Origin of the sequence: Salipaludibacillus neizhouensis (genome assembly GCF_002886185.1) — a bacterium.
GTDB classification, from domain to species: domain Bacteria; phylum Bacillota; class Bacilli; order Bacillales; family Salisediminibacteriaceae; genus Salipaludibacillus; species Salipaludibacillus neizhouensis.
Window position 1 is genome coordinate 2,453,365 of record NZ_KZ614146.1, and the last position, 12,978, is coordinate 2,466,342.

Genomic DNA, 12,978 nt, shown 5'->3' on the forward strand with positions numbered 1-12,978 from the left:
TTTAAATATTTCCTTCTATCCAGCCGCTAATATTTTTAGTATTCTTATCATAATTATACTTCACCCTTTTTTGTCGACTTCTGATAGTAATTACTTCAAGTATAATTTCCATATTTGAGTTGCTTCCTTCTATTTCATACTTTACCACCCCCTCTAAATAAGAAAGTTCGCCTTTCATTAGTGTTACTTGCTCAACTTCATCAATCTGTTTCTGAATCTCCACCACGCCATTGAAAATTAACTGCTCCATTCTATACTGATCTTGCTCCATCTCTAGAAATCTTTTTTCATTCTCATATAACACCAAAAAATGAATAAATAACATTGACGATAAAGAAAGAATCATTAATACAAGGAAGAGTGAAAAACCTCTTTCGTTCACTGTTCTTCCCCCTCTTCATAAGTAACCATCGGTATATATGTAGACGGATGAGTTAAAACTTTTTTATACGTATTTTCATTTGCCTCAATTTCAATGACCACTCCATATGGTATCTCCTGAACATGAAAGGAGTTGATTCGCTGTAAAAAAACTTCATGCCCCCCCTCACTTACCTGACGACGGATTTTATCTTGATACTGTTCATAATGTACAATATTTTGATCTTCAGGACGGTCAAAGTAAATTTTGTTGCTTTGGTTATTTAATGAGAAAACTGTACTTTTTCTAAAGTCTACTTGCAGTTGAGTAGTGAAAATTACGAATTCCTCATAAGAAAACGAGTTCTGATCTGGTATTGTATCCGCCCACAATCCGGAAATAGGAGGGACTAGAGATACTATTAGCAGAAAAATACTTAGACTAATCAACGTACCAATCAATGTAAAACCACTTTTATTCCTTATTTGGCGTTGAAATACACCAATTTTGCTCACGATGATTACTCCCCTCCCAAGAAAGACAAAGATCTTTAGCGTTACCATAGTACGATGAAGTAACCAAGAGCGTATATTCTTGCTTCTCACTGGTTATTTGAGATGGAAAAATTGAGGCATCCTCATACATATGGAGAAATGCAAATTCTTGCAATAGCATCATCGCCTCTTGCTGTTCTCTAATTGTTAATCTCTCGTGTTGAACAATAACAAAATAAGGAAGAAAACAAATCGTAATTACCATCAGAATCAGAAGTGCGATCATTCCCTCATAAAGCAGAAATCCCTTACTAGAATTTTTCAAAATAGAACCTCCCTCGAACTAGTTGAAAAATTAGATGGCACCTTTCATCATTAAACTGAATCTCAATTATTCCAGCTTTCGAAATATTTCCATTAGGTAGAAATCTTAATTCATTTAACAATAAAGTTCGAGGTAGAAAGGCTGTTCCATCAGGAGTTTCTTTTTTAAATAAGACATTTAACCCGTCCATGACTTGATAAGTTGAACCATCGGTTGCAAAATTAAAGCGAATGCCCTTTCCATTTGTCATGGCATACATTTGGTAGTAATGAAGATCTTGTTCCATTTCCTTTAGGAAATACTCAAATTCAGTTTCCTCCATAGCTCCTTGAAAAGTTGGCAAGCTTATTAAAAGTAAAAGCGATATAATCACTAAGACAATGAGCATTTCTATGAATGTAAAACCATTTTTCATCGAATTATATACCATTTCACCTATTCATCTCTCGTAATTTCGTCACCATTTAATGTTAGACTAGTACCATCAGGGCAAGTTACACTCTTTACATAGTTCTCGGTTTGTAGATCGTTTAATGACGTTGGACGTTTATTGTGTTCAATTTCATAAGCAACAACTTGTGTTTTAAGAAGCTCAATTGTTGCGTCACAACCTTTATTACTCGCCATTTCCTGATTCTTCGTTAAATTTGGTAAAACGATTAATAGTAATATTGAAATAATTACTAACACAATCATCATTTCAATAAGAGTAAAAGCACTTTCTGATTTTAAAGTTCGGATAATTTTTTTCATCTCATTCACATCCTTTATATTGTTTGTAAAGATATCGAAAAGAATATCGAAATTTTCTATTAATTATTTTACAGTTCGGGTATAATTCGTAGATAGGATTCATATACGTGAGTTAATTGATATAGGGAGGTATTTTTTTGTCAGCACTGTCTAAACACATAGCCGAGGCTCACACAAAAACAATAACGTTAGAATTAGGAAGATTGTTAACACAAAAGGAAAAGGATTTCATATACTGGTTCAGTAAAAAACAGTCTTTAGAGGATTTTCAAAAAGCGAACAGAGAAACATGAGGCCTTGCATTTGCAGGGTTTTTTGCTGTACTTTAGATAATTTTACGTGGATTGTAAGTAGAATTTTATATTTTCTCACCAACCTTCAAGGATTGAAAAAATAGGTAACATCATAGACAGGAATAAGAATAGGATCATAACCCCGATCACACATAAGAATATTGGTTGAAAATAACCTATATAACGGAACATTTTCTCATGCATGTGTTGAAATAAAAATGTGGAAAAGCGCTCTAATTCGTCTCCTAATCGTCCTTTCGATTCTCCAAGCGCAATAACGGAGGATAATTGATCTAGATAGACATTCTTTTTCTGTATCAATTCTGGGAATGATTCACCAGCTTGAAGTCCAAAAGAGATTGCTTGAGCATCATATCTAAAAAAATCTAAATAAGAATCTTTTTCTATCATTCTCAAAGCATCGTGTAATGAAAGACCATTCTTTAACATCGGCGCTAATTGGGAAGTTAAATAATATGTTAAGAGGTGTCTCAAGTAATTATTAAGCAAGGGGACTTTAAGCAGAGTTTGAACTTGTTCTAGTAGAGGTTTACGTCGTAGCCAATAAATTAATAAAAATATACTCAGAGCTATTACCAGAATCAGCGGTATTTTTACCCATTCGGAAAAAATTAATAATACTTTAGTCATTAATGGTAGCTCTTGATCCATTGTTTCAAAAAAAGTTTCAAATCTGGGCAGCACACCTTCTATCATCAAGGATCCTAACATAACAAAACCCAAAAATAGAAAACAAGGATAATGTAAGATTTTTTTTGTCTTTTGTTTTAAATCATGGCGTTTCTTTAAAATAACAGATGCTTGCAATAATCCTTTTTGGAAATCCCCAAAACGTTCAATAAACAACAAATAACTGACTAGTTCTTTTGAAAATGATGCATCTAAAAGTTGGTCAGAAAAACTTTCTCCGACTATCAACTGGCCATATAGTCCTTCCAGCCATTCTTTTTTACTTCCTGCTGTAAAAGCCGTATATAATTGAATTGTTTCAGAGAGTGCATAACCTTCCTTTAACAAAGCTGATAGTTGAAATAAAAAGTCTCCACGCTCACCATCATGACGAAATGCTTTTTTCACGTTTCATATCCACCTTTCCCTCGCCGCGTCCATTCGGCTGCAGGAAGATATCCCAGAGATATTCCTTTTCTTAGCCAACTATTTAATTTTAATCGCGGTACAGTCAATTCCCCTTCAGTGCCTAATATTCTCATCGCTGTTTTCAGTTCATCATCAACAAGTAATTCATAAATCGCCCCCCTTCGTCGTTTTCGTCTTTTACGGCAATAAATTTGACATTCCTCTCCACAATATGGACACATCAAATCCACTAGTCGTTGTGCCACAATTCCATGGAGTGTTTCCTCTAAATCTGTAAGACTGACTCCTAAATCCAAAAGCCTCTTTAAAGCCCCCGTCGTCGAACTGCTATGTAATGTTGTTACCACTAAATGACCAGAAAGTGACGCCCGTATCGCCATTTTTGCAGTTTCAGGGTCTCTAATCTCACCTAACATAATTAGATCGGGATCATGTCTTAACAGGCTTTTTAATCCACTGGCATATGTTATTCCTGCCTTTTCATTAATCTCCATTTGCAAAAAATTAGTTTGTTTCTGCTCTACCGGATCTTCAAGCGTAATAATATTTTCATGGGATTCTTTGACTCTTTTTGTGAGTAATGAATATAGAGTGGTTGTTTTTCCAGCCCCGGTAGGACCACATAGGATAATTAATCCTTGTTTTACTTTCATTAGTTCTAGTAGCTCTTTCGTTTGAGTTGGAAATAAGGATAATTGAAGTATTTCTTTTTCACTTTCAAGGGGGAACAAGCGGATAACCAAACTTTCCATAGCAGAGGATGGAAATGTTGAGAGTCTCATAAATACCTTTTGATTGTTAACGATTAACTCTAATCCTTGATTTTGGGGTCGACGTCTCTCACCGATATCCATACCGGATACAAATTTCAAGTGTGAAATCATTCTCTTCATAAATATTTCTGGCATTGTTTCCATATCCACTAATCGCCCATCTACTCGAAACCGTAACATTCCTCCTAGTTTATCGGGGACTACATGAATGTCTGAAGCACCATATTGAAGAGCTCGCTCGACAATCTTTCTTGTTTTCTGTTCAATATCCATCAGTTCTTACCACATCCTTTTCAAGTTTTCTGAGAAAAACGGCATAGCCGTCTTTTGTTAAATACAGCGTCAGCTTCCACCGCCATCTTTTAAGTATCAGGGGTGGGTTTCCCTTGATACGCGCGGCGTGAAGGTAGCTGCTAATTTTATAAATTCTTAACCCTGTAAAACATACATTCGACACAAAATGATTAATTCCTTCTTTATTATTAAATAATTTTTTTAAGATAAACTAATCTTTTTATTTAATTAGTTACTTTGTTATCTCGTAGGTTGTTTAGAAGAATTACCTCCACCATACCGCGGATTTTCCAAACAAGCAACAATCTCTAAAAACCGGAAAATTTTAGTATAAAAAAAAGATGTACCAATTTGTCATAAGTGACCATTTGGTACATCTTTTTTATTTTTATTGGTCTTTATTTTCATTTTCTTTAAGTTCATTAACATCATTTTGAATTCGCTCTTTTGTATCTTCAATTTCTTTTACAACTTGATCTGCCAATTTTTTACCTTCAGTTTTTTCCGTTTCCATAATCTCTTTTACATCCGACGCTAAATCGTCACCCATATCACTAGCTTTCTCTGTAACACTAGTTGTTTTGTCAGCAACTCTTTCCCAAGAATCTTTTGCTAACTTAGAAATATTATCTGACTTTTCTTTAGCAAGTTGTGTCCACTCATCGGATTTCTCTTTAGCAAATTGACTATATTCGGTACCTTTTTCCTTAGCTGCAGTTGAAAACTCTACTGTTAAATCCTTAGCAACTGTTGCTTTATCATTAATGTCCGACCGTAATTCACTTCCGGACTTGGGAGCTAAAAGCATTGCAGCTGAAGCCCCAACAATACCTCCAATAATAGCACCTATTGCAAAATCTTTTGTATCCATCTTACTCATAATCATCTTCCTCCCTTAGTTTATATTATGTAATGATTCTAGGCTATATATCTTATTCCTTCTTTTAGAAGGAAATAAACCTCTAATTTCATACCACTAATTTCCTATGCTCTTCCTTAAACAAAAAAAGACAGTCAAAAAACTTTACTAAATTAGTCACATCTTTATCTATAATGACCATTATAATATACTCCTCTGTATTATAATATACTTAGACGAAAGTTTAAATGAAGTGAGGAGTGAATTTGTCATGGTTGAGCAAACTCTCAAAATTACTGGCGTCCTTTCAGATCCAACTAGATTTTCAATTTATCAGTTTATCGCTCGTCTTCATTGTGAAGTCACTGTCCAGGAAATTGCTGAAAGTTTTCATATCCATCCAAATGTTGCCCGTCTTCACTTAACCAAGCTGGAAGACGTTAACATGCTAGTATCTTGCACGAAAAAAACTGGCGAAAGTGGTCGTCCAAGCCGTTCTTATCAACTTTCTGATGAACTAGTCAGTCTACAATTTCCTTACAGAGATTATCAACGATTAGCGGAAATTGCTATCAATTATTTGTCTTCTCTAGGTGAAGCAGGAGAGAAGGCATTGGTAGACACAGGTCACCGTTTTGGATTTGAAGTTGCACGTGACTTTGTTTTGAGTTTCGATGAAAATATAGATCTAATGAATACCACAAAAAAATTAATTTCATTGAAAACATTGCCCTAAATCAAGGCTTGAATCCAGAAATTCATTTTAATGAAGACACGAGTGAACTGGTTTTCCGGATTTTTAATTGTACTTTTAAGGAGCTAGCGCCTAAAAATAATGCAGTATGCCAAATGCACCATGCACTTATCTATGGTATATTCAGTTATTTTTTCGCAGATATTCACATTACTGAAAAATCAACTATGCTTGAGAAAAACCAAAAGGCATGTGCGTATACAACTATCATTTTAGACAAACAATAAAATTATTATAACGTAAATGTAACTATATATTAAAAGGTTCCCTAAAATTGATTCCTATAGATTGTTTACAAAAAACGATGTTCGATTTATAATAGGGTGAACCTACATACGTTCATAATAGTTCTATTTGACATAAGGAGGGATAAGTCTTGGATCGCATGTTTAGAGTTTTAGGTTTTTGGACTGGTATTTTCGCTGTGCTTTTCATGGTTGGAGATATGCATTCAGCCGCCATTTTATTTTTTGCACAGACAGGCATATTTGTTGCAGTTAGTTATTTAAAGTTAACAGAAAGAGTTTATATTTACATCTTCGGTGCGTACTTAACAGTATTTTTTGTTGGTTTTACTTATTACACAACGTTCATTATGCAACCTTCATTTGGACATTAAGACTTCCTGAACCTCGTCGGATGACCCGAACGGGGTTTTATTTTATTCTTCTATTTTATAAGAATCTTGTTTATTCAAAGCATAATCGAGCTGTTTCTCCAATCCTTTCTCTTGAATATTTACCTGAAAAGCTGCACTAATCCCTCCAGGGTGGACAAATGCTTGAATAGCTTGATTTCTTTTAAATTGATCTGAAAAAGGATTTAATGTTCCATCAGCTGAAGTTTCTAGCAAAGAAAAGAGGCCTGCTTTAACTAGAAACTTATCTTGTCTCACATGCATCACTTCAGTTAATCCCACCTCCTCAGTAATCAGTCGGAAAGCATCCCACTGAACATGAGAAGTGATATCCATTTCACCCGGATTTTCCAAAGGGTTCCGGACCATCTTATGTTGTTTATATCCCCTGATAGAACCATCCTTTCTTTCTGGAAGCAGTAATTCACTGTTCTCATATCCATAATCCACTGTAAAAATTACTCCTTTGCGGAGCCAACTAGCTATTTTTTCTATCCACGTTTTCATCACCAGATTTATTTCCGTCCGGTAGTATTCAGGCAGTTGGGGACCGTATCTATCTATCCAATGAAGTATTTGTGGATTTTCACAAATTATTTCCTTCTCTACAAGCGCTCCATCTTCATTTAATTCAACTTGAATCTCATACAAGGATTGTCTTGTTTGCTTAATCAAATGAATAGGCATGGCATCAAGAAACTCATTAGAGAAAATAATCCCTTGGAAACTAGTAAACTCACTCAGCATCTGTTCCATCGAGGCGAATATTTTCACGCTATCCGGGAATTGTGCTAATTGTTGTCTTAAAATTTCACGATGATAACTACTAGATTCAACGATTAGATAAGTAACATCTTCTAGGGAGTTATCTTTAATATAAGTTAATGTATTGCGAGCAAAGGAACCGTCTCCGGCTCCGAACTCACAAATGGCTAAAGGCAGTTTTTCTTTTTCCACTATGTCCAGAAATGTCATTGCAAATGATTGAGAAAAAACTGGATGCACATGATTACTTGTATAAAAGTCTCCATATTTCCCTAGTTTAATTCTATTATTCGAATAATATCCCACGTCTCGATCGTAAAGTGCTACACTCATAAATTTAGCATAGGTCCATGGAGGCGATGAAAAACTTTCTAACTTCTGTATGAATTTAGTCATTTAAAAGCCCCCTACTACATTATTTAGCCTTGATATGGTATTGAAGCTTTAAATGAAAAACCAGTTTTTTTAGTCTTATGATCAGTCGGTTCCGCTTTTCTACCTACCAACCGAATCCGTTAATAAAAGGGTTTGTTTCTTTTTCTTCAGTAATTGTTGTTTCGGGACCATGCCCGTTTGCTACGATTGTATCGTCAGGTAGTGTTAGCATTTTGTCGCGAATAGTTTCCATCAACACGTCATGACTCCCTCCTGGAAGATCGGTTCTGCCAACACCTCCACGGAACAATACGTCCCCTGAAAAAATTATCTTTTCCTTTGGAAAGTAAAAAGATACACTTCCAGGAGAGTGACCTGGAGTTTCCAAAAGTTCACACTTAAAACTGCCAATCTCTAATATACCTTGTTTCATAAATGTTTTTTCAGCTTTATTGGCGACTACTGACTCTATTCCTTGAAACAATCCCGATCCATTAAGTTCAGGTTGTGAAAGCCATTCTTTTTCTTTCTCATGAACGTATACAGGGCATTTATATTTCTCACGTACTGCTTCTACTCCTCCAATATGATCAAAATGAGCATGAGTTAACAATATCGCTAGGATAGTTAAGTCTTCCTCTGCCAGCAATGTGAATAACTTGTCCTCATCCCCACCTGGATCAATCATTAAAGCTTCCTTAGATTCATTGTAAATGACAAAGCCATTTGTTTGTAAAGGTCCTAATGAGATACGTTTCCAGTTCATGTATTATTTCCCCTTCCAATATTATATCTTCTTATTGTACTACGTTATTATATCCGTTTAAAAGCAGTCTTCCGACAGGGAAGAACTAAAGAATTAAAAGTAGTCTTCTTACTTTTACGATTCCCTCAATTTTATCAGTGTATTTCTTTCATATACTCGACAAATTCATAAAAAAAAAGTAAAATATAAGTGAACTTATGTTTGTGAAGCGAAGAATAGGTAACAGGATAAAATGGATCAATTCTACATAAGATATTCCATATTTATTACGTTAAAGGAGGAAAAAAGATGGTATTAGGAATTATCACTCTTTTAGTTGCGATATTTTCTTTATTGGGATTAATAAGCCAATTAAAAGTTAAAAACTTTTTCGGTGTCGGATTTGCAGCAATTTCATTCGCTGTTTTTGGTTGGTTCTCTGTTCGAACACTCATTTCAGTGATTATCAGTAGTGGCGGAACAGTTTAATCCGAAACTTATACTCAAAAACCGAGCATTCGGGCATTTGCCAGAAGCTCGGTTTTTATTTATTGCCTCGCGGAAAGCGTCCTTCTCGAGCAGATTCGAGTTTAAAACAAAGCCACCTATAAAAAGAATTCCTACGTTCTAATACTCCTTTATTCCTCTCTTTTTTCATTAACCGAAGCTATTTTACCTTGCATAGAGGAAGGTTTATCTCGTCTTTCGTCTATCCTTATATTCACCGCAACTCGTTGATGCCCCATGCTAAAAGGAACCTCTTGAATTTCTTGCAAAATCTGAAATATATCCTTCGTCTCCCCTTCAATAATTGTACTCATCGAAGTTAATTCATATTTAATAGGTAAAGACGTCTCTTCTAACAGTTGCTGAATCTTAGCAACAACATCTGACATACTTGTTGATTTTGAGCCCAAGGGCATAATCGTCACATCTGCAATAGCCATTTTCTTCTCTCCTTTCTTCGTTTTCCTTAGTCGTAATTTTCCAGGGAATTCTTTCATAGCTAATCTTCGATAAGAGCGTATCGCGGTTTTTACATGCTTTTCTTCTGGTTGTTCCGTTGTAATATTTCTTTGAAGCCAATAGGACATTTTCAGAAAGAATCGATGTACTTTCATTTCCCTTGTCCTATTAAGCCAGTATGTTGCGAACGGAAACACGACAAGAGCCGAGACCGTTCCCCATTGCAAAACGTCGGGAACGCTAATAAGCTTTAATCCTACGGTTAAACAAGGGACTAGCAGGAAGAAAAGTAAAATACCATTAGTAGAGCAAAATCTATTCGTTATTGTTGCCTCAGTAATTTCTTTTCGTTTTCTTACCGAAATAACACCATTATAGCTAAACACTTTGTGTTCAGCTCCATGATATTTTTTCAATTCTTTAGGAAACCAAAAATGTGTTCCTAATAAAAAATAGATTAAACTATAGACTGGTAAACCATATACTCTGTCCATTCCAAATGCATTCATTACATAAGGAAGAATAATTAAAAGTCCCCACAAAAAGAAACATATATGATACCAAACAGGCATTGCTTTAAAGACCAACCAGCTAATGTACAACATATTTTTAGGCGAAGCAGGCTTTATCCATGTTTCTATTTTTTCTTTATGATCATACGAACAAGCAATATATTTATTTCCAATAAATATTATTCCTTTTTGAAACGACAGTCCCTTAACCATTTAAAAATGAGACTCCTTTCGTAAAGCCACATTTTATAAATTACCTATTACGGACCAATAGCTTTGTATTTGCTCATCTATAAAACGGTCTTCCATGTTTATGCCATTATCTTCGTTAATCGTATGTTCCTCCCATGTATGGTAGTACCTCCACCGTAACTCAGTTGCTACATTTACATATTCAGGGAAGTGTAAAGTAACTTGCCCGGACGGACCTAAAATTTGTTCGTCTTGCATTTCATTTGGAATGGGTATAACAATTCCTTTATCAGATAAAAAAAACTCGGTACTTTCGTAAACAATTTGATTACCTTGCCATAAACTAACTTCAATTCTTTCTATGACAGAGTTCAAGTTTTTTTCTCCTTCACTTAAAAACAATTCAATATAATCGTTTCCTTGAATTCCTTCTTCAGGAAAGTCTCCCCATTGCCAGTTAACCTCAACTGTATTTTCATTCATTTCAGTTGCTGTTATAGTGATTAACTGTTGTAAATCTTCATTTGTAATACTTTCCTTTTGAGAAATGCTCATATAACCAAACAAAAAAAGACCAATCATCACGACAACAGGCAGGATAATTACAATTGCATTCCCTTTCATTTCAAACTTCCTTTCTTGATCTCCTAAAATGATAAGTTGCGTAAGAGTTGTTTAACACTTAAGAATAACGCATAGCGTTTTTATTGTACGTAAATCTATTATAAATCCCCTCATCTGTCTAAGCAACTTCACGAAGTAGAGTATTCATTTAATTTTGATCTCCATTTGCATATAATACTTTAAAATTCTTAACTCTCAAGTTAAAGAAGGTTGTGATACAAAGTGGTTTTTAACTTTGTATCACAACCTCTTAATCAACCATTAACCAACTAATAGTTAGATGTTTTAAAGTTATTATTAAGGTTTATATACTAATTTAGTGAGCACTTTTTTGTTTCGCAAGCCATGCCGCTCCAATTACTCCTGCATCATTTCCTAGAGTTGCAATCTTTATTGTGGTAGATTTTGCGATAAGTGGAATCGCATATTTATCAAAGGACTGCCTTATGTAATTAACTAATAGTGTACCGGCTCTCGATACACCTCCACCAATCACAATTATTTCCGGATTAAGAGCATTTGCTAAATTAGCCATTGCAAACCCTAAATGTTCTGTCGAATCCCTCACGATACTTAGTGACAGCTCATCACCTTGATTCGCTCCATCAAACACATCTTTCGCAGAGACGTTTCCATGTTCATCTAAGATACGTTTTAAATATCCTTGAGGCTTTGTATGCACTGATTCCATTGCCAGCCTCGCAATACCTGTCGCAGAAGCGACCGTTTCCAGACAACCTGTTTTTCCACAATTGCAAGAAGCCCCGCCACTTTTTACTGAAGTGATATGACCAATCTCTCCAGCCATTCCTATTTCTCCATGAACAATCTCTCCGCCAGCAATAACACCGCCTCCTACTCCTGTCCCGAGTGTAATTGCTAACAGATTATCTGCTCCGTTTCCAGCACCTTTCCACTTTTCCCCGGCGGCTGCGACATTCGCATCATTATCTATCACTGCTGGTAGTTGCAACCGATCTTCTAATTCCTTTTGAATAGGATAGTTCTTCCATCCCAAGTTGACAGCCTCAATGATAACTCCATTTTCTACATCTATATAACCTGGCGCACCAACGCCAACAGCAAGAAGTTGACTTTTCTTAAATCCAAGTTCCTTGGCCTGAGTTAAAATTGATTCAGAGACATCACGTAAAATATATTTTCCTGCCTCTTCACGAGCCGTTTTTATCTCCCACTTATGTTGAATTGTCCCTATTTCATCAATAAATGCCAACTTAACTGTTGTTCCACCAATGTCTACTCCCACGAATACATTTTTATTCATTTCAATCATCCTTTTTAACATTTTTACAAAAGATAGTTCTTATTTATCGGACTATAAAAAAAGAAGTTGGCCAGGAGACCTTAATGTCTTTCTTTTCGAATAACTAATAAAGCCTTTATAAAGAAATCTTTCTCTATCATCCCAAGTCTGTTTAATTCTTTTATTTCTTCTTCCATTAAATCTAAATCTGCTTGGCGGTCTCCTGTGTAAATAAACGTCTGATACGTCTTCAAAAACTGCAGTAACTCAAAGTAGGTCATTAAAAGATCTCCTTTTACCATGTCCAAACGTTATTTTCACTTTTCTTATTATACCAGTTTTAGAAAAGCAAGGACGATAAAAAGAAAAATAGGAACGAAATGAATCAGTTTTAGAAAACGAAAATGAATGAGTAATTTATTCATAAGGATAAATCCAGCAAACATGCCTCCTGCAGCCCATGGAATAACCAATAACAAAAACCATGCTGAAAAGCCATATGCAGCAAATTCAATCCCTAAAAGAAGATAAAAAAGAGAAATGATAATCCAGTGTTGGTGTCCTTGGTAAGGAAAATAACCAAAGGATGGGTGATACGCTTTAAAGAAATAGACAATAACCAATAATACAAATAAAAACAAACCAATTTTCATAAAGAAAATTGGTAACCAGTAAAAAAACGCTGCTCCAATAATAATTCCAATTATTAAAGGTAAAATAGTAATAGTCAAAAGAAAAATATAAATAAAAGGAAAGGAAAGTCTTGCGTTTAAAGCAGGCATCGTCCCAATTGATAGCCCTGCAAGAAAAATACCTGTCATTACAATTAAAAAATTCATCATTCTGTAACACCTCCTCTGGAAAGGATATGAA

Annotated in this window: 18 protein-coding genes and 1 pseudogene; 4 read left to right on the forward strand and 15 right to left on the reverse strand. The window is 35.1% G+C overall.

From position 1 onward, the window contains the following. Position 1: 1 nt before the first annotated feature. The 5 genes from comGG to comGC are packed head-to-tail and all read right to left on the reverse strand — an operon-like array spanning position 2 to position 1,933. Complete coding sequence (comGG, locus tag CEF18_RS11555; protein WP_110936612.1) at positions 2 to 382, reverse strand: competence type IV pilus minor pilin ComGG; 381 nt, start codon at positions 380 to 382, stop codon at positions 2 to 4. Continuing rightward, positions 379 to 876: a competence type IV pilus minor pilin ComGF gene (gene comGF, locus CEF18_RS11560; RefSeq protein ID WP_183040888.1), complete on the reverse strand. Its 498-nt coding sequence runs from the start codon at positions 874 to 876 to the stop codon at positions 379 to 381. Before comGF ends, comGG begins: the two co-directional genes overlap by 4 nt. Beyond that, a complete protein-coding gene (locus tag CEF18_RS25910; RefSeq protein ID WP_147421959.1) occupies positions 836 to 1,180 on the reverse strand; it encodes a hypothetical protein in 345 nt (114 codons plus the stop codon). Before CEF18_RS25910 ends, comGF begins: the two co-directional genes overlap by 41 nt. Continuing rightward, positions 1,167 to 1,610: a competence type IV pilus minor pilin ComGD gene (comGD, locus tag CEF18_RS11565; protein ID WP_110936614.1), complete on the reverse strand. Its 444-nt coding sequence runs from the start codon at positions 1,608 to 1,610 to the stop codon at positions 1,167 to 1,169. Before comGD ends, CEF18_RS25910 begins: the two co-directional genes overlap by 14 nt. Before the next feature lie 5 nt (positions 1,611 to 1,615). Next, on the reverse strand, positions 1,616 to 1,933 hold the full coding sequence (comGC, locus tag CEF18_RS11570) for a competence type IV pilus major pilin ComGC (RefSeq protein WP_110936615.1): 318 nt from the start codon (positions 1,931 to 1,933) through the stop codon (positions 1,616 to 1,618). Between the two features lie 137 nt (positions 1,934 to 2,070). Between comGC and CEF18_RS25915 the strand changes: the two genes are divergently transcribed. Next, a complete protein-coding gene (locus CEF18_RS25915; RefSeq protein ID WP_183040886.1) occupies positions 2,071 to 2,226 on the forward strand; it encodes a hypothetical protein in 156 nt (51 codons plus the stop codon). 75 nt (positions 2,227 to 2,301) lie between these two features. Here CEF18_RS25915 and comGB read toward each other — a convergent pair whose 3' ends face one another. The 3 genes from comGB to CEF18_RS11585 all read right to left on the reverse strand — a co-directional run bounded on the left by comGB (position 2,302) and on the right by CEF18_RS11585 (position 5,292). Beyond that, positions 2,302 to 3,324, reverse strand: coding sequence for a competence type IV pilus assembly protein ComGB (comGB, locus tag CEF18_RS11575; RefSeq protein ID WP_110936616.1), 1,023 nt, complete (start codon positions 3,322 to 3,324; stop codon positions 2,302 to 2,304). After that, positions 3,321 to 4,391 carry a competence type IV pilus ATPase ComGA gene (gene comGA / locus CEF18_RS11580; protein ID WP_110936617.1) on the reverse strand — a complete coding sequence of 357 codons (1,071 nt, stop codon included), beginning with the start codon at positions 4,389 to 4,391 and terminating at the stop codon, positions 3,321 to 3,323. Before comGA ends, comGB begins: the two co-directional genes overlap by 4 nt. A gap of 409 nt (positions 4,392 to 4,800) precedes the next feature. Next, positions 4,801 to 5,292, reverse strand: a complete 492-nt coding sequence (locus CEF18_RS11585) for a YtxH domain-containing protein (protein ID WP_110936618.1) — start codon at positions 5,290 to 5,292, stop codon at positions 4,801 to 4,803. Positions 5,293 to 5,542: 250 nt separating this feature from the next. Here CEF18_RS11585 and CEF18_RS11590 point away from each other — a divergent pair. Together CEF18_RS11590 and CEF18_RS11595 are read left to right on the forward strand one after the other, a co-directional pair. Further along, positions 5,543 to 6,252 (forward strand): annotated as a pseudogene (locus CEF18_RS11590) (helix-turn-helix transcriptional regulator). Positions 6,253 to 6,401: 149 nt separating this feature from the next. Further along, positions 6,402 to 6,644, forward strand: a complete 243-nt coding sequence (locus CEF18_RS11595; RefSeq protein WP_110936619.1) for a DUF2626 domain-containing protein — start codon at positions 6,402 to 6,404, stop codon at positions 6,642 to 6,644. 42 nt (positions 6,645 to 6,686) lie between these two features. Here CEF18_RS11595 and CEF18_RS11600 read toward each other — a convergent pair whose 3' ends face one another. Next, the gene (locus CEF18_RS11600; RefSeq protein WP_110936620.1) at positions 6,687 to 7,823 is read right to left on the reverse strand and encodes a class I SAM-dependent methyltransferase; all 1,137 of its coding nucleotides are present in this window, start codon (positions 7,821 to 7,823) and stop codon (positions 6,687 to 6,689) included. Between the two features lie 103 nt (positions 7,824 to 7,926). Then, positions 7,927 to 8,568 (reverse strand): MBL fold metallo-hydrolase, encoded by a 642-nt coding sequence (locus CEF18_RS11605; protein ID WP_110936621.1) that lies wholly within the window; start codon positions 8,566 to 8,568, stop codon positions 7,927 to 7,929. Between the two features lie 288 nt (positions 8,569 to 8,856). Here CEF18_RS11605 and CEF18_RS11610 point away from each other — a divergent pair, with 288 nt between their 5' ends. Continuing rightward, positions 8,857 to 9,036, forward strand: a complete 180-nt coding sequence (locus CEF18_RS11610; RefSeq protein ID WP_110936622.1) for a DUF2759 domain-containing protein — start codon at positions 8,857 to 8,859, stop codon at positions 9,034 to 9,036. 149 nt (positions 9,037 to 9,185) lie between these two features. Here CEF18_RS11610 and CEF18_RS11615 read toward each other — a convergent pair whose 3' ends face one another. The 5 genes from CEF18_RS11615 to CEF18_RS11635 all read right to left on the reverse strand — a co-directional run bounded on the left by CEF18_RS11615 (position 9,186) and on the right by CEF18_RS11635 (position 12,947). Further along, positions 9,186 to 10,238, reverse strand: a complete 1,053-nt coding sequence (locus tag CEF18_RS11615; RefSeq protein ID WP_110936623.1) for an MTH1187 family thiamine-binding protein — start codon at positions 10,236 to 10,238, stop codon at positions 9,186 to 9,188. A gap of 33 nt (positions 10,239 to 10,271) precedes the next feature. Beyond that, positions 10,272 to 10,841, reverse strand: coding sequence for a hypothetical protein (locus CEF18_RS11620; RefSeq protein ID WP_110936624.1), 570 nt, complete (start codon positions 10,839 to 10,841; stop codon positions 10,272 to 10,274). A gap of 316 nt (positions 10,842 to 11,157) precedes the next feature. Next, positions 11,158 to 12,126: an ROK family glucokinase gene (locus CEF18_RS11625; protein ID WP_110936625.1), complete on the reverse strand. Its 969-nt coding sequence runs from the start codon at positions 12,124 to 12,126 to the stop codon at positions 11,158 to 11,160. Between the two features lie 80 nt (positions 12,127 to 12,206). Next, positions 12,207 to 12,386 carry a YqgQ family protein gene (locus CEF18_RS11630; protein WP_110936626.1) on the reverse strand — a complete coding sequence of 60 codons (180 nt, stop codon included), beginning with the start codon at positions 12,384 to 12,386 and terminating at the stop codon, positions 12,207 to 12,209. Between the two features lie 48 nt (positions 12,387 to 12,434). Beyond that, entirely contained in the window at positions 12,435 to 12,947 is a 513-nt protein-coding gene (locus CEF18_RS11635; protein ID WP_110936627.1) for a hypothetical protein, read from the reverse strand. Between the last annotated feature and the right edge of the window lie 31 nt (positions 12,948 to 12,978).

Excerpts from the sequence above, each read along its gene's own strand:
- comGD (WP_110936614.1), bottom strand. The coding sequence starts at position 1,610 with ATGGTATATAATTCGATGAAAAATGGTTTTACATTCATAGAAATGCTC.
- comGC (WP_110936615.1), bottom strand. The coding sequence starts at position 1,933 with ATGAAAAAAATTATCCGAACTTTAAAATCAGAAAGTGCTTTTACTCTT.
- comGA (WP_110936617.1), bottom strand. The coding sequence starts at position 4,391 with ATGGATATTGAACAGAAAACAAGAAAGATTGTCGAGCGAGCTCTTCAA.
- CEF18_RS11585 (WP_110936618.1), bottom strand. The coding sequence starts at position 5,292 with ATGAGTAAGATGGATACAAAAGATTTTGCAATAGGTGCTATTATTGGA.
- CEF18_RS11600 (WP_110936620.1), bottom strand. The coding sequence starts at position 7,823 with ATGACTAAATTCATACAGAAGTTAGAAAGTTTTTCATCGCCTCCATGG.
- CEF18_RS11605 (WP_110936621.1), bottom strand. The coding sequence starts at position 8,568 with ATGAACTGGAAACGTATCTCATTAGGACCTTTACAAACAAATGGCTTT.
- CEF18_RS11610 (WP_110936622.1), top strand. The coding sequence starts at position 8,857 with ATGGTATTAGGAATTATCACTCTTTTAGTTGCGATATTTTCTTTATTG.
- CEF18_RS11615 (WP_110936623.1), bottom strand. The coding sequence starts at position 10,238 with ATGGTTAAGGGACTGTCGTTTCAAAAAGGAATAATATTTATTGGAAAT.
- CEF18_RS11620 (WP_110936624.1), bottom strand. The coding sequence starts at position 10,841 with ATGAAAGGGAATGCAATTGTAATTATCCTGCCTGTTGTCGTGATGATT.
- CEF18_RS11625 (WP_110936625.1), bottom strand. The coding sequence starts at position 12,126 with ATGAATAAAAATGTATTCGTGGGAGTAGACATTGGTGGAACAACAGTT.
- CEF18_RS11630 (WP_110936626.1), bottom strand. The coding sequence starts at position 12,386 with ATGACCTACTTTGAGTTACTGCAGTTTTTGAAGACGTATCAGACGTTT.
- CEF18_RS11635 (WP_110936627.1), bottom strand. The coding sequence starts at position 12,947 with ATGATGAATTTTTTAATTGTAATGACAGGTATTTTTCTTGCAGGGCTA.